Raw genomic sequence first — 17,194 nt, 5'->3', positions numbered from 1 at the left:
CATTTTTCGCCGTTTTGCGGCGACCTCTTTAATATATCACAGCTGCCTATCTATTTGCAAGCTTTTTTTGAATTTCTTTTTTTCAGCTGCTTTTTGATAACAACCTTATCAAAGGGGCGAGTTATAGAATACCACGCCCATTCGACAGTGTCAACATCATTTAAATAAAAAAACGGGCGCATCAGCACCCATAGAGTATATCTATATTACTTCTTGAATAAATAGCTTCCGATCCACCGCCAAATTGATAATCGTCCCGTTCACATTGACCATAGGCCGGGTCGGATTCGATCGATCCGTAAATATGATTTCTCCTACTCGGTTATCGCTAAGCCGCACGATAGTACCGTGATGGAACTGCGTCACCTTGTTGATGAACGTCGATACGATAATCGGATCGAGCTTGCCGAACGACTCCTTCTGCAGCTGCTCCAAAACGAGATACGGCGATTGTGCCCTCTTATAGGTCCGGTGGCTCGTCATTGCGTGAAATATATCGGATACGGCGATCACTTTCGCGTACGGGTGGATTTTATCTCCTTTGACGGCAAGCGGATAGCCGGATCCGTCTTCGCGCTCATGGTGCTGCAGCGCGCAAAGCTTGGAGCCTTCGTTAAGCGCCGGAATATTTTTCAGGATCGAGTACCCGTATAGCGTGTGCCTTCGTACTTCCTCCACTTCCAATACCGTCAGCTTCGACGGTTTGGACAAAATGGCCGGATCGACTTTCGCATTTCCGATATCGTGAAGCAGTCCGCCCAATGCTATCGGCATCCAGTCCTTGCTCTGGAACCCATGCCACCGCGCCAAAATAAACGATGTGAGGGCGACCATGATGCTGTTGTGATAAATATACTCATCCGTACTAAGCATCCGGGGAGTAAACGTCAAAATGTTGTAATGCTGGATTTTGGAGATCAGATGCTCCATGCCGTTGCGGATGTCCAAGATCGGGATGGCCGGACTGGACATCGAGTCCTTGAACATCTTCTTCAACAGCTGGATCATCTTGTCGTATTCGGTATAAAACTGGATAAGCCCGGTGTCCTCGGCCTTGTACTCCTCCGCTTTATCCGTTGAATCGGCATCCGATTCCTTCGTCTCGATCGAGACCGAAGGAATCAGAAAAGCCCTCAATATTTCGTATTCCCTCGGGGTAACGTTAAAGCCTTTCTTGAATAAGACGTTGCCCATCTTCGTAATGACGTCTTCGACAATTCTATCGCCTATCTTCAACTGGGAGACGGAAACGATCGCCATCAATTTTCCCCTGCCTTACGTTTACGATTATCGAATCGTACCCGGCTCATTCTTCTTCTTCTTCCAGTTCAGCCGCCTCTTCGCTTTTCTCCACGCGAGTAACGGTTGCCACTTCATCGTCGTCGCGAGTATTGATGAGCTTGACGCCCTGCGTATTGCGGCCCATCGTATTGATTCCCGACATGCTCGTGCGGATGATAGTGCCCGAAGCGGTAATGATCATGAGGTCTTCCTCGTTTTTGACGACTTTCAAGCCGACGACGGGACCGTTCTTGGAGGTGATGTTCAACGTTTTTATCCCTTTGCCGCCCCGTGTTTGAATCCGGTATTCGTCCATCGGAGTCCGTTTGCCGTACCCTTTGGACGTGACAATGAGTACATCGTCATTCAAATCGACGACGTCCATATCGATTACGGCATCGTCATCGGAAATCGTTATGCCTTTGACGCCTGTTGCGGAACGGCCCATCGGGCGAACGTCGTCTTCCGAGAAACGGATCGACATGCCTTGCTTCGTCCCCATAATGATTTCCTGCTTGCCGTCAGTCAGCTTCACGCCGATCAGATCGTCATCCTCGCGCAGATGAATCGCGATCAAGCCCGCCTTGCGAATGTTGGAATAATCGTCAAGCGGCGTTTTCTTCACGATCCCGTTTTTCGTCGCGAAAAACAAGTATTGCTCGGAATCGAAATTTTCGATCGGTATGACCGCATTAACGGTCTCTCCCTGCTCGATCTGAATCAGATTGATAATCGGCGTTCCTCTGGCCGTGCGGCTCAAATCGGGAATTTCATACGCCTTTAACCGATACGCCTTCCCTTTGTTCGTGAAGAACATCAAATATTGATGCGTGTTGGATACAAACAAATGTTCGAGGAAGTCTTTATCCTTCGTATCCATGCCTACGACGCCTCTTCCGCCGCGTTTTTGGCTTCGATACGTCGTGACAGGCAACCGTTTGACATAGCCGGTATGGGTAATCGTAATAATAACATCCTCGCGCGGAATCAAATCCTCGTCTTCGATGCTTTCTTCCCCGATCGTAATTTCACTGCGGCGTTCGTCGGCAAACTTCTCCTTGATCTCCCGCAGTTCATCGCTGATGATGCCCAGGATCAGCTGCTCGTCGGCGAGAATGGCTTTATACTCGGCGATTTTCTGCATCAGCTCGGCGTATTCCGCCTCGATCTTCTCCCGTTCCAAGCCGGTCAGACGCTGCAAGCGCATATCCAGAATCGCTTGCGCCTGCTCATGGCTCAAGTTGAACCGGCTCATGAGTCCTTCACGCGCCTCTTCCGTCGTTCTGGAAGAGCGGATGAGCGTGATGACTTCGTCCAAATTGTCGAGAGCGATGCGCAGCCCTTCGAGAATGTGGGCTCTCGCTTCCGCTTTTCTCAAATCGTATTCGGTACGGCGGCGAATGACTTCCTGCTGGTGCTTCAAGTAATAATAAAGCATGTCCCTCAGGTTCAACACCTTCGGCTCGCCGTTAACGAGCGCCAGCATGATGATCCCGTAATTGGATTGCATCGGCGTATGCTTATACAAATTGTTCAGGACGACGTTCGGATTGACGTCTCGGCGCAATTCGATCACGATACGCATTCCCGTACGGTCGGACTCGTCCCGAAGGTCTGTAATCCCGTCGATATGCTTGTCGCGTACGAGCTCGGCGATTTTCTCGACCAGCTTCGCTTTATTCACTTTATATGGCAGCTCATAAACGATTATGCGCGCCTTATTGTTATTTTCCTCGATATTGACTTTGGCGCGCATGGTGGCGTGCCCGCGTCCGGTCGTGTAAGCTTGCCGGATGCCTTCGCGTCCCAAAATATAGGCGCCCGTCGGAAAATCAGGGCCTTTGATCGTCTGCATCAACTCGAGAGGAGTCACGTCCGGATTGTCGATCAGCATCTGCACGCCGTCGATGACTTCTCCCAAATTATGAGGCGGAATACTTGTGGCCATCCCAACGGCAATCCCGTACGAACCGTTTACCAGCAGGTTCGGATAACGGGCAGGGAGAACGGACGGCTCCTGCTCTTCGCCATCGTAGTTCGGCACGAAATCGATCGTTTCTTTTTGCAGGTCGCGCAAAAGCTCCATCGATATTTTCGACAGGCGCGCTTCCGTATACCGCATGGCCGCGGCGAAATCCCCGTCGATCGAACCGAAGTTGCCGTGACCGTCTACGAGCATGTAACGGGTCGAGAAATCCTGAGCCAAACCGACCATCGTTTCGTATACGGCAGAATCGCCGTGCGGGTGATATTTCCCGATGACTTCGCCGACGATTCTCGCCGACTTTTTATAAGGCTTGTCCGGAGCCATGCCCAGTTCGGACATCGCGTACAATATGCGGCGGTGAACCGGCTTCAGCCCGTCCCGGACGTCCGGAAGCGCGCGGCTGACGATAATGCTCATCGCATAATCCATAAACGACGCGCGCATTTCGGTGCCGATATCGATATCTCTCACTTGCGAACGGTTTTCTTCAGCCATGGAAACCTCCTAGAAGCTGGTACTCTGACAAAACAGGTGTGGAACGAAACGCTATACGTCCAAATTTTTCACGTATTTGGCATGCTGCTGTATAAAATCTCTCCGCGGCTCGACGTTGTCGCCCATCAGCGTATCGAAGACGGCGTCCGCCTCGATGGCGTCCTGAATGCTGACCTGCAGCATCGTCCGGCTGTCCGGATCCATGGTCGTCTCCCACAGCTGCCCCGGATTCATTTCGCCCAGTCCTTTATAGCGCTGGATGTTCGCTTTGACGCCTTCGCCGAATTCCTGCAAAATCACGTCCCGCTGCTTCTCGTTATAAGCATAGCGGACCGTTTTGTTCCGTTCTATTTTGAACAGCGGCGGCTGTGCGATATAAATATAGCCGGACTCGATGATTTGACGCATATACCTGTAAAAGAACGTGAGCAGCAGCGTCCGGATGTGCGCTCCGTCAACGTCGGCATCGGTCATAATAATAACTTTGTGGTAGCGCGCTTTGGCGATATCGAAATCGTCTCCGATGCCCGTACCAAGCGCCGTAATAATCGCGCGAATTTCCGCGTTGGACAATATTTTGTCCAATCGCGATTTCTCAACGTTCAAAATTTTGCCCCGCAGCGGCAGTATCGCTTGGAAGTGACGGTCTCTGCCCTGCTTGGCCGATCCGCCGGCAGAGTCCCCTTCGACGATGTACACTTCGCTGATCGAGGCGTCCCTTGACGAGCAGTCGGCAAGCTTGCCGGGCAGGGAGCTGACCTCGAGCGCGCTTTTGCGGCGAGTCAGTTCGCGTGCCTTCCTGGCCGCTTCACGTGCCCGAGCCGCTTGGATGCCCTTTTCTATGATTCTTTTGGCGATAGTCGGATTTTCGTTCAGAAACTCCTCGAACTTGTCAGCGAACAAAGATTCCACGATGCCTCGCACTTCGCTATTGCCGAGCTTCGTCTTCGTCTGACCTTCGAATTGCGGATCGGGAATCTTGACGGATATGATCGCGGTCAATCCTTCCCGTACGTCGTCTCCGGTCAGATTGGAATCATTGTCCTTGATCGAATTCGATTTGCGCGCATAATCGTTCAATATGCGGGTCAAAGCGCTTTTAAAGCCCGATTCGTGCGTGCCGCCCTCGTGGGTGTTGATATTGTTGGCGAACGAATAAATGTTCTCCGTATAGCTATCGTTGTATTGCAGAGCCACTTCCACTTGAATCATGTCTTTCTCGCCTTCGATATAGATCGGTGGCTCGTGAACGGCTTGCTTCGTCCGATTCAAATGTTCGACATACGAGACGATCCCGCCCTCGTATTTAAACGTGTTCGAGAGATCGTGGCGTTCGTCGGTAAGCACGATTTCGATCCCTTTATTCAAAAAAGCGAGCTCGCGAATCCGGGACTGCAATATATCGTAATCGTATTCGGTCGTCTCGGTAAAAATTTCCGGATCCGGCTTGAACGTCACCGTCGTCCCCGTCTCCTCGGTATCCCCGACTATTTTGACGTCGTATTGCGGGGCGCCGCGCTCATATTCCTGCATATGGATATGGCCGTTCAACTTCACTTGAACGATCAAACGCTCCGATAAGGCGTTTACTACCGATACGCCTACGCCGTGCAAGCCGCCGGATACTTTATAGCCTTCTCCGCCGAACTTTCCGCCGGCATGCAGTACCGTCAGAACGACTTCGAGCGTGGAACGTTTCAGCTTCGCATTCTCGCCGACCGGTATGCCCCGACCGTTGTCGATGACGGTGACGCTATTATCCTTGTGAACGATTACCTGGATCGTCGTGCAATATCCCGCCAACGCCTCGTCGATGCTATTATCTACTACTTCCCAAACCAAGTGGTGAAGTCCCCGGACGCCGGTAGACCCAATGTACATCCCCGGGCGTTTCCGTACCGCTTCAAGCCCCTCGAGCACCTGGATCTGGCTTTCGTCGTATGCGTGTTTGTTGACAGTCATTAGCTAGGTCACCTACTTCTTTGATTTGAAAAATTTTCGATATCGCTCATCAACAAGCTGCTGGTCCGTTTTTTCAAGGTCGTGGAGGAAATCGGGGAATAATACACTTTGTTCTTCGTGACGACGATCGATTTGCATTCCTCTTCCCCGATCACTTCCACGTTTTTTTCTTTCTGGGCGTGCTGGACGAAGCTTTTCGATATTTTCGAAGACTTCTCGATCGACAGATCGAATATGGCGATCAACTCGGACGCACGAATGATCTTTTCTCCGCCTAAATGAATGAACATGACGAATCAGCTCCCTCTTTCGATGATAGGCGAGTGTTAGGCAAGAACCAATTGACCGTTTCGCACATGAAAAATGGAGGCGTTCTCCAGTCGGTTCATCTGAAGGCTTTCCACGCCGGTCGTCGTGATGAACGTCTGAACTTTCGTCTGGAACGTCTCGAGAAGTTGGGTTTGCCGGTATGTGTCCAATTCGGACAATACGTCATCCAGCAGCAGGATCGGATATTCGCCGACTTCCTCCTGGATAAACTCGATTTCCGCAAGTTTTAGCGACAACGCCGTCGTCCGCTGCTGCCCCTGCGAACCGAACGTCTGAACGTCCTTCCCGTTAATGAAGAAGGCAAGATCGTCCCGGTGCGGGCCGTATAAAGTCGTGCTGCGGCGTATTTCCTGATCTTTAGCCTGTGATAACTTTATCATAAATTGCTCAAATAAAACAGAATCTTCTACCGAACCGTCATAGGCGAAGGAAGGCTTGTACTCGATTGCAAGCGTCTCCAGACCGTTTGTAATGCCGCGATGGATCGATTCCGCCCAAATTTGCAGCTTATTTATAAAGTTTTGACGCTTTTTCATGATTTTAATACTCAACCCTACGAGTTGTTCGTTCCAAACCTCCATCAGCGCTCCGTTTACCTGCGATTGCCGGAACGATTGCTTTAGCATATTGTTGCGCTGAACGAGCACTTTCTGGTATTGGCTCAAATCGTGCAAATAGGAGGGCTGTACTTGACCGATCTCCATATCGAGGAACCGGCGTCGTACGCCGGGAGCTCCTTTGACGATGCTCAAATCTTCCGGGGCGAACATCACGACGTTCAGAGCGCCGATGAAGCCGCTCAGTTTTTTTTGCTCCAATCCGTTGATACTTGCCTTCTTGCCCTGATTCGTAAACGTCAGGTCGAGCGTGCACGGACCGTATTTTTTATCCAGCTCTGCGCGCAGCATCGTACGGTCCGCTCCCCAACGGATCAATTCCTTGTCCTGGTGCGTACGGTGGGATTTCGTTAAGGCCAAGACGAATATCGCTTCCAGCAAGTTCGTTTTCCCTTGGGCGTTCGGGCCGACGAATAGATTGACGGCTCCTTCCGTGGCGAACTCGATCGATTCATAGTTGCGATAATCGCGCAGCGACAATTTTTTGAGATACAAAAAGAAGCCTCCTAGTTAACGCCGTTCGACTACGAACGTACCGCAGCCTTGTACCGATATGCGGTCTTTGGGATAAAGCTTGCGTCCCCTGCGGTTTTCCGGCTCGTCGTTGACGAGGATCGCCGTTTCTTTGACGAAAAACTTCACTTCTCCTCCGGTCGATATGCAATCCGCCAATTTCAAAAATTGTCCGAGCGTAATGTATTCCGTAGTTATCGTTATCGTCTTCATGTCCGATTCTCCATCTATTCGATTATCAGGTTGTCGTCCGGTAAGGCATGATCAGATGCAGCATGTTGGAATGGTCCTCCGGCTTCATGATGATCGGCTGCATCGGTCCGCGGAAACAAATTTGGATGAAGTCGCTGTCGATGACCTTCAAGGCATCCAGCATATATTTGGAGTTGAACGAAATGCTCAGCAAATCGCCGTCGAGCTTGTGGGTATCGATCTGCTCGGTCACTTTGCCGAGTTCGCTCGAGCTGGACGAGATTTCGACCGTCTTCTCGTCTTTCAACGTCATTTTGACAATATTCGTTTTTTCCTCGCGGGAAAGCAAATAAGCCCGGTCGATGGCGTCGGCCAGCTTCCTCGTATCGATCGTCAGATGGGTTTGGAACGACTGGGGAATCAGCTTGGACGTATCGGGATAGGCGCCGTCCAGTATGCGCGTGTAAAACTGGATTCGATCGATTTTGAACAGCACCTGATTGTTCGCAACGACAATGTCGATGGGCATGTTCTGGTCGGGAAGCAGCTTGTTGAGCTCGTTCAAGCTTTTGCCCGCAATGACGATATTGTGAAATTCGATTTCGCCCTCGGCTTCGATCTGCGCTTCGCGGGAAGCCATGCGCAACCGGTCGCAAGCGATCAGCTTGAGACGATCGCGGCTGAAACTCCACAGAACGCCGGTAAGGATCGGGGACGTTTCGCTCGTGGATACGGCAAACGTAGTCTGTCTGATCATCGTCTTCAACAATTCGCTCGAGACGGAAACGATGTTGTTCTCCTCCAATTGGGGAAGAAGCGGATATTCCTCCGGATCCAGTCCGACGATCTGAATCTCGGCCGAGCCTGAGCTGATCCACGTAATGAAATTGTCCTTTACTTCGATCGTTACGTCGGAAGACGGAAGCTTCTTGATGATCTCCGTAAAAAATTTGGCCGGCAGAACAACGCTTCCCGGCGTCAGGATTTGAACGATTTCGTTTCCTTCTTTTTCAATCGGAATATGGCTTTGGATGGAGATCTCGGTATCGGAGGCGGTGAGCGTAACGCCGTCCGTATCGACGTCTATTTTGATGCCGGTCAAAATCGGAATCGTTGTCCGGCTGGATATCGCTTTGGTTACGTGCTGAATGGATTCGTTCAAATGTTCTTTCAAAATATTCAATTTCATAACAATTCAACTCCCGGTTCTAAATGGTTCCCATTGCCGCATAAGATGGGAAACGTAAACTTCTTTCGTTCGGAAACGGTAATGGTGCCGATGCGATTTTGGCATCTCTATTATGCATAAGTATATATCTTTTAAAGTGATAGAAGTAGTAGGGGCCCTGAATATGTGGATATGTGGGCAAACCCCTAGAACAATAAAGCCTATCCACATGTGAATAGTTTGTGCATAGGCTCTTATCTATTAAGAGGACGGATCTTTGATTTTCTCGGTAATCGATTGAAGGATTTTGTATAAGTCCTGATCCTGCTGAAGGGCCGTAGCGATTTTTTCGTGAGCATGGATGACGGTCGTATGATCCCGTCCCCCGAATGCCTCGCCGATCTTCGGAAGGGAGTAGTCGGTCAGCTCGCGGGACAAGTACATGGCGACTTGTCGGGGAAAGGCGACAGCCTTCGTCCGCTTGCGAGCCTTGAAATCATCGAGCTTCAGGTTGTAGAATTCGCCGACACGCTGCTGAATGTCGTGGATCGTAATGATTTTCGGCCGACTCGACGGAATAATATCCTTCAACGCTTCCGCAGCCAGATGGGTCGTGATGTCCTGGTTAATAAGCGACGAGTAGGCGACTACGCGAATCAGCGCGCCCTCGAGCTCACGGATGTTCGTATCGATCTGATTGGCTATATAGATCATCGCTTCGTTCGGGATATCGAGGTTTTCCGCTTTCGCTTTCTTGCGTAATATGGCGATACGCGTCTCCAAATCTGGCGGCTGGATATCGGTATTGAGACCCCATTCGAAGCGGGAGCGGAGCCGGTCCTCGAGCGTCGGTATTTCCTTGGGCAGGCGGTCGCTCGAGATGATGATTTGCTTGCGTTCCTCGTGCAGCGCATTGAACGTATGGAAAAACTCTTCCTGGGTGCCTTCCTTGCCGGCCAAAAACTGGATATCGTCGATCAGCAGCACGTCGATTTTCCGGTATTTGTTGCGGAAATCCTCGCCCCGGTTGTCACGGACGGCATTAATAAACTCGTTAGTGAACTTCTCGGAGGAAATATAAAGGACGCGAGCGTCCGGATTGTGTTCAAGCACGTAATTTCCGATGGCATGCATCAAGTGAGTCTTGCCGAGTCCTACGCCGCCATACAGAAACAGCGGATTGTACGTCTTGGCAGGCGCTTCGGCTACGGCCAGCGAGGCTGCATGGGCAAACCGGTTGCCTGAGCCGATAACGAACGTGTCGAACGTATATTTAGGGTTCAACGTATTGTATATGCTGCCGTCTTCCTGGATGGGCGACTGTTTGACGGGCTGCGGTACGGCAATGGACTGGGCCGTCTTCGCGGGTGGAGCCTCGGTATCCTGCAGCACGAATTGGACTTCGACCTCGCGACCCAAATAATCGAGTACGGTTTTGGCAATCATCTTCTTATAGCGGCTCTCCAGCCACTCTCGGGCGAAATTCGTCGGTGCGCACACGATCAACTGCGTTTCGGTGAAGACGGACGCTTTTGTCGATTTCAGCCAAGTGTCGAAGCTCGGTTTGCTAAGTTTGGTTTGGATAACGGACAACACTTGTTGCCATAAATCGTGGGTATGACCGTCCACAGTTTGTTCACTCCTTCAATTCAATACCGGTCAGACAGGGGAGCTTGCTATGTGAATACTTGCAAAGATTTATGTCGGATATTATCCACAATGGTCATAGGATTGGGAATATTGTAAAAGTAGGTAGGGGGAAATTGTTCACAAACTTATCCACACCCTGTTGATAAGCGGAGAATTACACAAACTATTCACAACCGAAAACAATATCATAATAGCAGACTTGGCGCGTGTTTTCAAACATTATCCACAATATCTAGACCTTGTGCGCAAAAGTTGTTAACAGCACTACATATTGTTTATACCCTGTGCAAAAATCGACAAAATCCGTTTTTGGTCCGCAAAAAGTTATGCACAAGTGGATAAAATTTATCGAAAAAGCGCGATTCGGGATAAGTGGACGGAGCCGAGACGGCTTGGCTGTGCAAAAAATGCAAGCTGCCGGCGAATTGACTTTTGCGGGCGGAAATGATTTAATGTATAGAGGCGTCTTCAGAAGATGAACACGGAACTGTGCAAGGAGGTGCGATAGATGGGTCCTACATTTAAACCGAATGTAAGCAAGCGCAAAAAGGTACACGGGTTTCGCAAAAGAATGAGCACGAAAAACGGCCGCAAAGTATTGAAAGCCCGCCGCCAAAAAGGAAGAAAAGTTATCAGCGCATAACGGAAGGCCACTTCAAGGTGGTCTTTTCTTTTTATCGTCAAAGAACATTCAACTTCGCCAAACCGCCGAAGCGATGATCGGCTTCCGGCCGATGTCGCTAATCTTTTATTATAAAGAAGGAACGGTCTGGCGGCGATTCGTTTAAATTCCCGACAAAGTGTGAACGATAGGATCCGTATGGTTTTTTTTGTGGCGGATTTGTTTGCCGTGTCCCCAAGTCGAATAGATGGTGAGTCCGATGCAGAAGGAATTGAGGTTGACCCGCAAGGAAGATTTTAATAAAGTGTACCGTTGCGGCAAGTCGGCGGCGAACTTGCAGGTTGTCATATACAGTTTGCCGAATCCCCGGATCGAGCGTTTCCGGATGGGAGTGTCGGTCAGCAAAAAGCTGGGAAGCGCCGTTGTCAGAAACCGGATCAGACGAATGATGAAGGAAATCGTTCGATTGAATGCGGAGAAGATTCGTTCCCATTATGATTTCATTGTCATCGGCCGAAAGCCGGTCGCGGAAATGGACTACAAACAGATGGAGAAGAGCCTGCTCCATGGATTGAAAAGGGCACAGCTGCTAAGGAATCCGTCTTAGCCGCATACATACCCGGAGCGCCTACAAAAAGTTTTCTTTGGCGTCCAACATGTGGTATAGTTGATGTTGGATAGGAGGGCCGTTTCCCGTCCTTATGTTAGGCATGCTTCTTGAACGGGTTCGGTCGACTATAGATGTACGTATAGACAAAGATATTTGGGAGGAAGCTTATTTTGGCCCGTCGTCGTATACAACTAGCCCTGCTGTTTACCGCAGCCCTGGTCATCTTGTCAGGCTGCAGCAGCATGTCGGCGCAAACGAATCCGATCGATCCCGCGAACGGGATTTGGGACCGTTATTTCGTGCATCCGCTTTCGTGGCTGCTAAACTGGTTTGCGGACTTGCTATGGGGACAGTACGGCTTGTCCATTTTGGTCGTAACGATCATGATCCGCTTTCTCGTGCTTCCTCTTACCCTTAAACAATATCGCAGTTCCAAGGCGATGCAGGCGATCCAGCCAGAGATGAAGAAAATTAAAGAAAAGCATAAGGACGATCCGAAAAAGCAGCAGGAAGAGACGATGAAGCTGTTCCAAAAGAACGGCGTCAATCCTTTGGCCGGCTGTCTGCCTTTGATCGTGCAAATGCCGATTCTGATTGCACTGTACAATGCGATCGTCCGTAACGGGGAGATCAGTCAGCATAATTTCCTGTGGATGCAGCTCGGCACCCCGGATCCGTATTATGTGCTCCCGACGCTCGCCGCTATAACGACATGGGCGCAGCAAAAAGTGATGGCAAATCAAATGACGCCGCAAATGCAAAGCCTGATGTTTATTTTCCCGGTTTTGATTTTCGTCATGTCGATGAACTTCGCTTCGGCGCTGCCGTTATATTGGGTATATAGCAACTTGTTCACAGTCGTGCAATCTTATTTTCTATACGGTAGATCAAATCAAAAGGGTGGCCTATCGAAATGAAAACAATCGTTGTCACGGGTAAAACGATCGACGAAGCGATTAAATCCGGATTGAACCAATGGAACGTTCCGGAGGACCGGGTGAAGACGAAAGTACTGGAACAGCCGTCTAAAGGACTGTTCGGCCTTATCGGCTCCAAAGACGCAAAGGTGGAGCTGGAGCTGATTCCGGATGCGCTGGAAGAAGCCGTCGCCTTTTTGGAAGACGTATTTCGTACGATGGACATCCAAGTGAAAATCGATCGTGAACAAACCGCTGACGGCGTACAAATTAATTTGAACGGCAAAGAAATGGGAATACTGATCGGTAGAAGAGGACAGACGCTGGACTCTTTGCAATATCTCGTTAATATAGTGGCAAACCGCTACGCTGCTTCCCATATCCGGATCGTGCTGGATGCGGAGAAATTCCGGCTGCGGCGAAGGCAGACGCTCGAGGAGCTGTCCGACCGCCTGGCTATGCGCGTGATTCGAACCCGCAAGGAAGTCGTGCTGGAGCCGATGTCGCCGCAAGAACGGAAGGTCATCCACTCCCAGTTGCAGAACCATCCGGAAGTGAAGACGTTCAGCAAAGGGGAAGAGCCGAACCGTAGAGTCGTAATAGCAATCAGATAGGAGAAGTGAGCCATGCGGGATTCGACTGTTTGCTGCCAAGCAGTTGCTTCGGATGACCGGCCCGGTACGCTTCATTGCGGCTTACAAGCGCTAAACTTGCAATGACTCCGCGGGGCGGATGTCATTGCTTTTGTTTTTCCCGGCACTTACTCATGACCGGTGCGGGATCGTAAAAGGTGGTGCGTGATAAACAATGACGGAGACGATTGCGGCTATCTCGACCCCGGCGGGGGAAGGGGGGATTGCCGTCATACGAATAAGCGGAGCGGATTCGATCGAAACGACGGATCGTATATTCTCGTTCAAGGGAAAGCTGGCGGACGTTGCAACCCACACGGTCCATTACGGACATATCGTGCACCCTTCCAACGGCGAACGAGTCGAGGAAGTATTGGTGACAGTAATGCGAGGGCCGCGGTCGTTTACGACCGAGGACGTTGTGGAGATCAGCTGTCACGGCGGGATTATATCGGTCAAAAAAGTGCTCGGCTTAGTATTGGAGCAAGGAGTCCGTTTGGCCGAGCCTGGCGAGTTTACGAAGCGGGCTTTTCTGAACGGCCGGATCGACCTTACCCAGGCGGAGGCGGTTATCGACTTGATCCGAGCCAAATCGGATCGCGCTTTTAAAATCGCCTTAAAGCAAGTGGAAGGGAATCTCTCGAAGCAGGTCAAGGAGCTGAGGCATCGGCTCGTCGAACTGATGGCGCATATTGAAGTGAACATCGATTATCCCGAACATGACGTAGAAGAGCTGACGAATGCCTATATCAAGGATAAGTGCGCTAATGCGATTCTGGATCTGGACCGGCTGCTGCTCTCCGCAGAGCAGGGGAAGATTCTTCGCGAAGGGATCGTAACGGCCATCGTAGGCCGTCCTAACGTCGGGAAATCATCTCTGCTGAATGCGCTCGCCCAGGACAATAAAGCGATTGTGACGGACATTCCGGGGACGACACGGGACGTTATCGAGGAATACGTGAACTTGAACGGTATCCCTCTAAAGCTGCTGGATACGGCGGGACTAAGGGAAACGGAAGATATTGTCGAACGGATCGGCGTGGAACGGTCGAGGAACGCTCTGACCGATGCGGATTTGATCTTGCTCGTTATTAATCGCAACGAACCGCTTCATGAGGACGAGAAGTTATTGATGGAGCAAGTAAAAGACAAGCAAAGCATCGTAGTGTTGAATAAAAGCGATCTGCCTACGGCCGCCGACCTTTCTTATATGGAAGCGCGTTTCCCCCCGGAGCGGATCGTTCCGATGTCCGTGAAGGAAAACGAAGGCTTGGATCGGTTGGGAGAGGCGATTGCGAACTTGTTTTTCGGCGGACAGCTGGAGACGAACGATATCACTTATGTGAGCAATGTGCGGCACATTCATTTGCTGAATAACGCGAAGCGAGCGCTGGAAGAAGCTCAGAACGCAGCCGACCAGTTCGTGCCTATCGATATGATCCAGATCGACATCCGCAATGCCTGGGAAAATCTCGGAGAGCTTGTGGGTGATTCGGTGGGAGAGTCACTGATCGATCAAATTTTTTCGCAGTTTTGTCTTGGAAAGTAAATGAGGAACATATGTTCCATTTCTGGATTTTACATGCAAAGGAGGTTTTATCATGAACTATACAGCAGGGCAATATGAAGTCATTGTCATAGGGGCCGGGCATGCCGGCTGCGAGGCGGCTTTGGCTGCCGCCCGAATGGGCTGCGACACTTTGTTGTTGACCATTAACTTGGATATGGTCGCCTTCATGCCGTGCAACCCCTCTATCGGCGGTCCGGCAAAAGGCCATGTCGTTCGGGAGATCGATGCGCTCGGCGGGGAGATGGGCCGCAACATCGATAAAACGTTTATTCAGCTGCGGATGCTGAATACGGGAAAGGGTCCTGCCGTTCATGCGCTGAGGGCGCAAGCGGATAAATTTTTGTACCAGCATACGATGAAGGAAACGATCGAGAAGCAGGAGAAGCTTACGCTGCGCCAAGGTATGGTGGAAGAGCTGATCGTGGAGGATGGGATGTGCGTCGGAGTAACGACGAAGACCGGCGCCCAATATTTCGGCAAATCGATCGTATTGACTACCGGTACTTATTTGCGCGGCAAAGTCATTATGGGCGATCTGATGTATGAAAGCGGACCGAACAATCAGCAGCCGTCAGTGAAGCTGTCGGAAAGCTTGAAGCAGCTCGGGTTCGATCTCGTCCGTTTCAAGACGGGGACTCCGCCTCGGGTACAAAAGGAAACGATCGATTTCTCCAAAATGGAAATTCAGCCGGGTGACGAACAACCTAAATATTTCTCCTATGAGACAGAGCCGTTTGCAAGAGAGCAGCTTCCTTGCTGGCTAACATACACGTCGGGCGATACGCATGAGATTATTAACAATAACCTGCACCGGGCTCCGATGTTCTCGGGTGCGATTGAAGGAACAGGACCGCGCTACTGTCCTTCTATTGAAGATAAAATTGTCAGATTCAGCGATAAGCCGAAGCATCAAATCTTTTTGGAGCCGGAAGGACGTCATACTTCGGAATATTACGTCCAAGGCTTATCGACCAGCATGCCGGAAGAGGTACAGTTGGAAATTTTACGGTCGATTCCCGGTCTTGAGAATGTGAAGATGATGAGAACCGGTTACGCCATCGAATATGACGCTGTCGTTCCGACGCAACTGTGGCCTTCATTGGAAACGAAACGGATTCAAGGTTTGTTTACGGCCGGTCAGATCAATGGTACGTCCGGATATGAAGAAGCGGCAGGTCAAGGGATTATGGCAGGGATCAATGCCGCACGTAAAGTTCAAGGGAAGGACCCGGTCGTCTTGGATCGTTCGCAAGGGTATATTGGGGTATTGATTGATGACCTGGTAACCAAAGGAACGAGCGAGCCGTATCGTCTTCTTACTTCCCGGGCGGAATACCGGCTGCTCCTTCGGCACGATAACGCCGACTTGCGTCTGACGCCGATCGGCTATGAGATTGGGCTGATCGCGCAGCAAAGGTATGACAAGTTTTTGCACAAAAAGGCAACGGTTGCTGCTGAAATCGACAGGTTGAAATCGACAAAGCTACGCCCCGAACCGAATGTGCAGAAGCTGCTCACCGATGCGGGAACAGTACCGCTTAACAATGCGGTAGATATGATTACGCTGCTCCGTCGTCCCGAAATTACTTACAACGAACTGGTAGAGCTGGCCCCGTCCCCGTTCGAGCTCGACGATGAGATGAAGGAGCAAGTAGAAATACAAATCAAGTATGAAGGATATATCGAGAAGCAGCTCATTCACGTTGAACGTTTGAGCAAGATGGAGAAGAAGAAGCTGCCGGAAGATTTGAAATATGCAGAAATTCACGGTCTTGCCAATGAAGCCAAACAAAGGCTGTCGCAAATCAGGCCGATCTCGATCGGGCAAGCATCGCGTATATCCGGCGTTACTCCGGCCGACATATCGATCCTTCTCGTTTACTTGGAGCAATACAATAAAATGGCGGCGGCAAGAGGCTGATACGATGGACGAAGTGAAAAGAGCTTTTGACGAATTGTTGGCGGAGAAGAACATCGTATTAAACGAGAAGCAGTGGAATCAATTCGAAGCCTATTATCACGAACTTGTTTCGTGGAATGAAAAAATGAATTTGACCGGAATAACGGAGAGAGAGCAGGTATACATTAAACACTTTTACGATTCGCTCTCTCTTTCTTTTTTTGTGCCTATGTCGGGTGTCGCTTCGATTGCGGATATCGGTTCCGGCGCGGGATTTCCAAGTATTCCGTTGAAAATCGTATATCCTCACCTTAGGGTGACGGTCATCGATTCATTGAATAAACGGATTCAATTTTTGAATCATCTTGTGGAAACGCTTGAGCTGGATCACGTTCAGTGCATACACGGAAGAGCGGAGGATTTGGCCAGGAAATCGGAGCTGAGAGATTCATTCGATCTCGTTACGGCAAGAGCGGTTGCCCGCATGAATGTACTTAACGAATTTTGTCTTCCCTTTGTCAAGCCTTCCGGATTGTTCGCGGCGATGAAAGGCTCGGATCCGGAAGAAGAATTGCGTGAGGCGGAGTTCAGCTTGAAGCAGCTTCGTGGAGAGAAGAAATCGACTTTCCGTTTCGAGCTTCCTATAGAACAGTCCACAAGACATATTATTGTGATCAAAAAAACAAATGCCACTCCAGCAAAGTATCCGCGCAAAGCAGGATTACCATTAAAGCAGCCGTTAGCGTAG

General features: G+C 50.3%; 15 protein-coding genes. 7 read left to right on the top strand and 8 right to left on the bottom strand.

The features are described 5' to 3' along the window. Positions 1-201 precede the first annotated feature (201 nt). The 8 genes from FE784_RS32755 to dnaA all read right to left on the bottom strand — a co-directional run bounded on the left by FE784_RS32755 (position 202) and on the right by dnaA (position 10,174). Positions 202-1,260 (bottom strand): HD-GYP domain-containing protein, encoded by a 1,059-nt coding sequence (locus tag FE784_RS32755; protein ID WP_139606460.1) that lies wholly within the window; start codon positions 1,258-1,260, stop codon positions 202-204. A 46-nt stretch (positions 1,261-1,306) separates the two neighbouring features. After that, positions 1,307-3,763 carry a DNA gyrase subunit A gene (gyrA, locus tag FE784_RS32750; protein ID WP_139606459.1) on the bottom strand — a complete coding sequence of 819 codons (2,457 nt, stop codon included), beginning with the start codon at positions 3,761-3,763 and terminating at the stop codon, positions 1,307-1,309. Positions 3,764-3,814: 51 nt separating this feature from the next. After that, entirely contained in the window at positions 3,815-5,725 is a 1,911-nt protein-coding gene (gyrB, locus tag FE784_RS32745) for a DNA topoisomerase (ATP-hydrolyzing) subunit B (RefSeq protein WP_139606458.1), read from the bottom strand. 8 nt (positions 5,726-5,733) lie between these two features. Continuing rightward, the gene (remB, locus tag FE784_RS32740) at positions 5,734-6,015 is read right to left on the bottom strand and encodes an extracellular matrix regulator RemB (RefSeq protein ID WP_139606457.1); all 282 of its coding nucleotides are present in this window, start codon (positions 6,013-6,015) and stop codon (positions 5,734-5,736) included. Positions 6,016-6,051: 36 nt separating this feature from the next. After that, positions 6,052-7,167 (bottom strand): DNA replication/repair protein RecF, encoded by a 1,116-nt coding sequence (gene recF / locus FE784_RS32735; protein WP_139606456.1) that lies wholly within the window; start codon positions 7,165-7,167, stop codon positions 6,052-6,054. Positions 7,168-7,182: 15 nt separating this feature from the next. Beyond that, positions 7,183-7,398, bottom strand: a complete 216-nt coding sequence (gene yaaA, locus FE784_RS32730) for a S4 domain-containing protein YaaA (protein ID WP_139606455.1) — start codon at positions 7,396-7,398, stop codon at positions 7,183-7,185. Between the two features lie 25 nt (positions 7,399-7,423). After that, positions 7,424-8,566 carry a DNA polymerase III subunit beta gene (dnaN, locus tag FE784_RS32725; protein WP_139606454.1) on the bottom strand — a complete coding sequence of 381 codons (1,143 nt, stop codon included), beginning with the start codon at positions 8,564-8,566 and terminating at the stop codon, positions 7,424-7,426. A gap of 240 nt (positions 8,567-8,806) precedes the next feature. After that, positions 8,807-10,174, bottom strand: a complete 1,368-nt coding sequence (gene dnaA, locus FE784_RS32720; RefSeq protein WP_139606453.1) for a chromosomal replication initiator protein DnaA — start codon at positions 10,172-10,174, stop codon at positions 8,807-8,809. 529 nt (positions 10,175-10,703) lie between these two features. Here dnaA and rpmH point away from each other — a divergent pair. The 7 genes from rpmH to rsmG all read left to right on the top strand — a co-directional run bounded on the left by rpmH (position 10,704) and on the right by rsmG (position 17,194). Next, positions 10,704-10,838, top strand: a complete 135-nt coding sequence (rpmH, locus tag FE784_RS32715) for a 50S ribosomal protein L34 (RefSeq protein ID WP_110841751.1) — start codon at positions 10,704-10,706, stop codon at positions 10,836-10,838. Between the two features lie 238 nt (positions 10,839-11,076). Continuing rightward, complete coding sequence (gene rnpA / locus FE784_RS32710; protein WP_139606452.1) at positions 11,077-11,424, top strand: ribonuclease P protein component; 348 nt, start codon at positions 11,077-11,079, stop codon at positions 11,422-11,424. A 173-nt stretch (positions 11,425-11,597) separates the two neighbouring features. After that, complete coding sequence (gene yidC, locus FE784_RS32705) at positions 11,598-12,344, top strand: membrane protein insertase YidC (RefSeq protein WP_139606451.1); 747 nt, start codon at positions 11,598-11,600, stop codon at positions 12,342-12,344. Next, complete coding sequence (jag, locus tag FE784_RS32700; RefSeq protein ID WP_139606450.1) at positions 12,341-12,958, top strand: RNA-binding cell elongation regulator Jag/EloR; 618 nt, start codon at positions 12,341-12,343, stop codon at positions 12,956-12,958. The genes yidC and jag overlap by 4 nt, the downstream gene beginning before the upstream one ends. Positions 12,959-13,151: 193 nt before the next feature. Continuing rightward, positions 13,152-14,525, top strand: a complete 1,374-nt coding sequence (mnmE, locus tag FE784_RS32695) for a tRNA uridine-5-carboxymethylaminomethyl(34) synthesis GTPase MnmE (RefSeq protein ID WP_139606449.1) — start codon at positions 13,152-13,154, stop codon at positions 14,523-14,525. 52 nt (positions 14,526-14,577) lie between these two features. After that, entirely contained in the window at positions 14,578-16,467 is a 1,890-nt protein-coding gene (mnmG, locus tag FE784_RS32690; RefSeq protein ID WP_139606448.1) for a tRNA uridine-5-carboxymethylaminomethyl(34) synthesis enzyme MnmG, read from the top strand. 4 nt (positions 16,468-16,471) lie between these two features. Continuing rightward, a complete protein-coding gene (gene rsmG, locus FE784_RS32685) occupies positions 16,472-17,194 on the top strand; it encodes a 16S rRNA (guanine(527)-N(7))-methyltransferase RsmG (protein ID WP_139606447.1) in 723 nt (240 codons plus the stop codon).

The sequence above is a fragment of the Paenibacillus hemerocallicola genome, assembly GCF_006265175.1.
GTDB lineage: Bacteria > Bacillota > Bacilli > Paenibacillales > NBRC-103111 > Paenibacillus_AB > Paenibacillus_AB hemerocallicola.
The sequence above is the reverse complement of the archived record's forward strand: the minus strand, read 5'-3'. Positions and strand labels throughout refer to the sequence as shown.

Bases quoted from the DNA above. Each gene is read 5' to 3' on its own strand.
- FE784_RS32755 (WP_139606460.1), bottom strand. From the start codon at position 1,260: ATGGCGATCGTTTCCGTCTCCCAGTTGAAGATAGGCGATAGAATTGTC.
- gyrA (WP_139606459.1), bottom strand. From the start codon at position 3,763: ATGGCTGAAGAAAACCGTTCGCAAGTGAGAGATATCGATATCGGCACC.
- gyrB (WP_139606458.1), bottom strand. From the start codon at position 5,725: ATGACTGTCAACAAACACGCATACGACGAAAGCCAGATCCAGGTGCTC.
- remB (WP_139606457.1), bottom strand. From the start codon at position 6,015: ATGTTCATTCATTTAGGCGGAGAAAAGATCATTCGTGCGTCCGAGTTG.
- yaaA (WP_139606455.1), bottom strand. From the start codon at position 7,398: ATGAAGACGATAACGATAACTACGGAATACATTACGCTCGGACAATTT.
- dnaN (WP_139606454.1), bottom strand. From the start codon at position 8,566: ATGAAATTGAATATTTTGAAAGAACATTTGAACGAATCCATTCAGCAC.
- rpmH (WP_110841751.1), top strand. From the start codon at position 10,704: ATGGGTCCTACATTTAAACCGAATGTAAGCAAGCGCAAAAAGGTACAC.
- rnpA (WP_139606452.1), top strand. From the start codon at position 11,077: ATGCAGAAGGAATTGAGGTTGACCCGCAAGGAAGATTTTAATAAAGTG.
- jag (WP_139606450.1), top strand. From the start codon at position 12,341: ATGAAAACAATCGTTGTCACGGGTAAAACGATCGACGAAGCGATTAAA.
- mnmE (WP_139606449.1), top strand. From the start codon at position 13,152: ATGACGGAGACGATTGCGGCTATCTCGACCCCGGCGGGGGAAGGGGGG.
- mnmG (WP_139606448.1), top strand. From the start codon at position 14,578: ATGAACTATACAGCAGGGCAATATGAAGTCATTGTCATAGGGGCCGGG.
- rsmG (WP_139606447.1), top strand. From the start codon at position 16,472: ATGGACGAAGTGAAAAGAGCTTTTGACGAATTGTTGGCGGAGAAGAAC.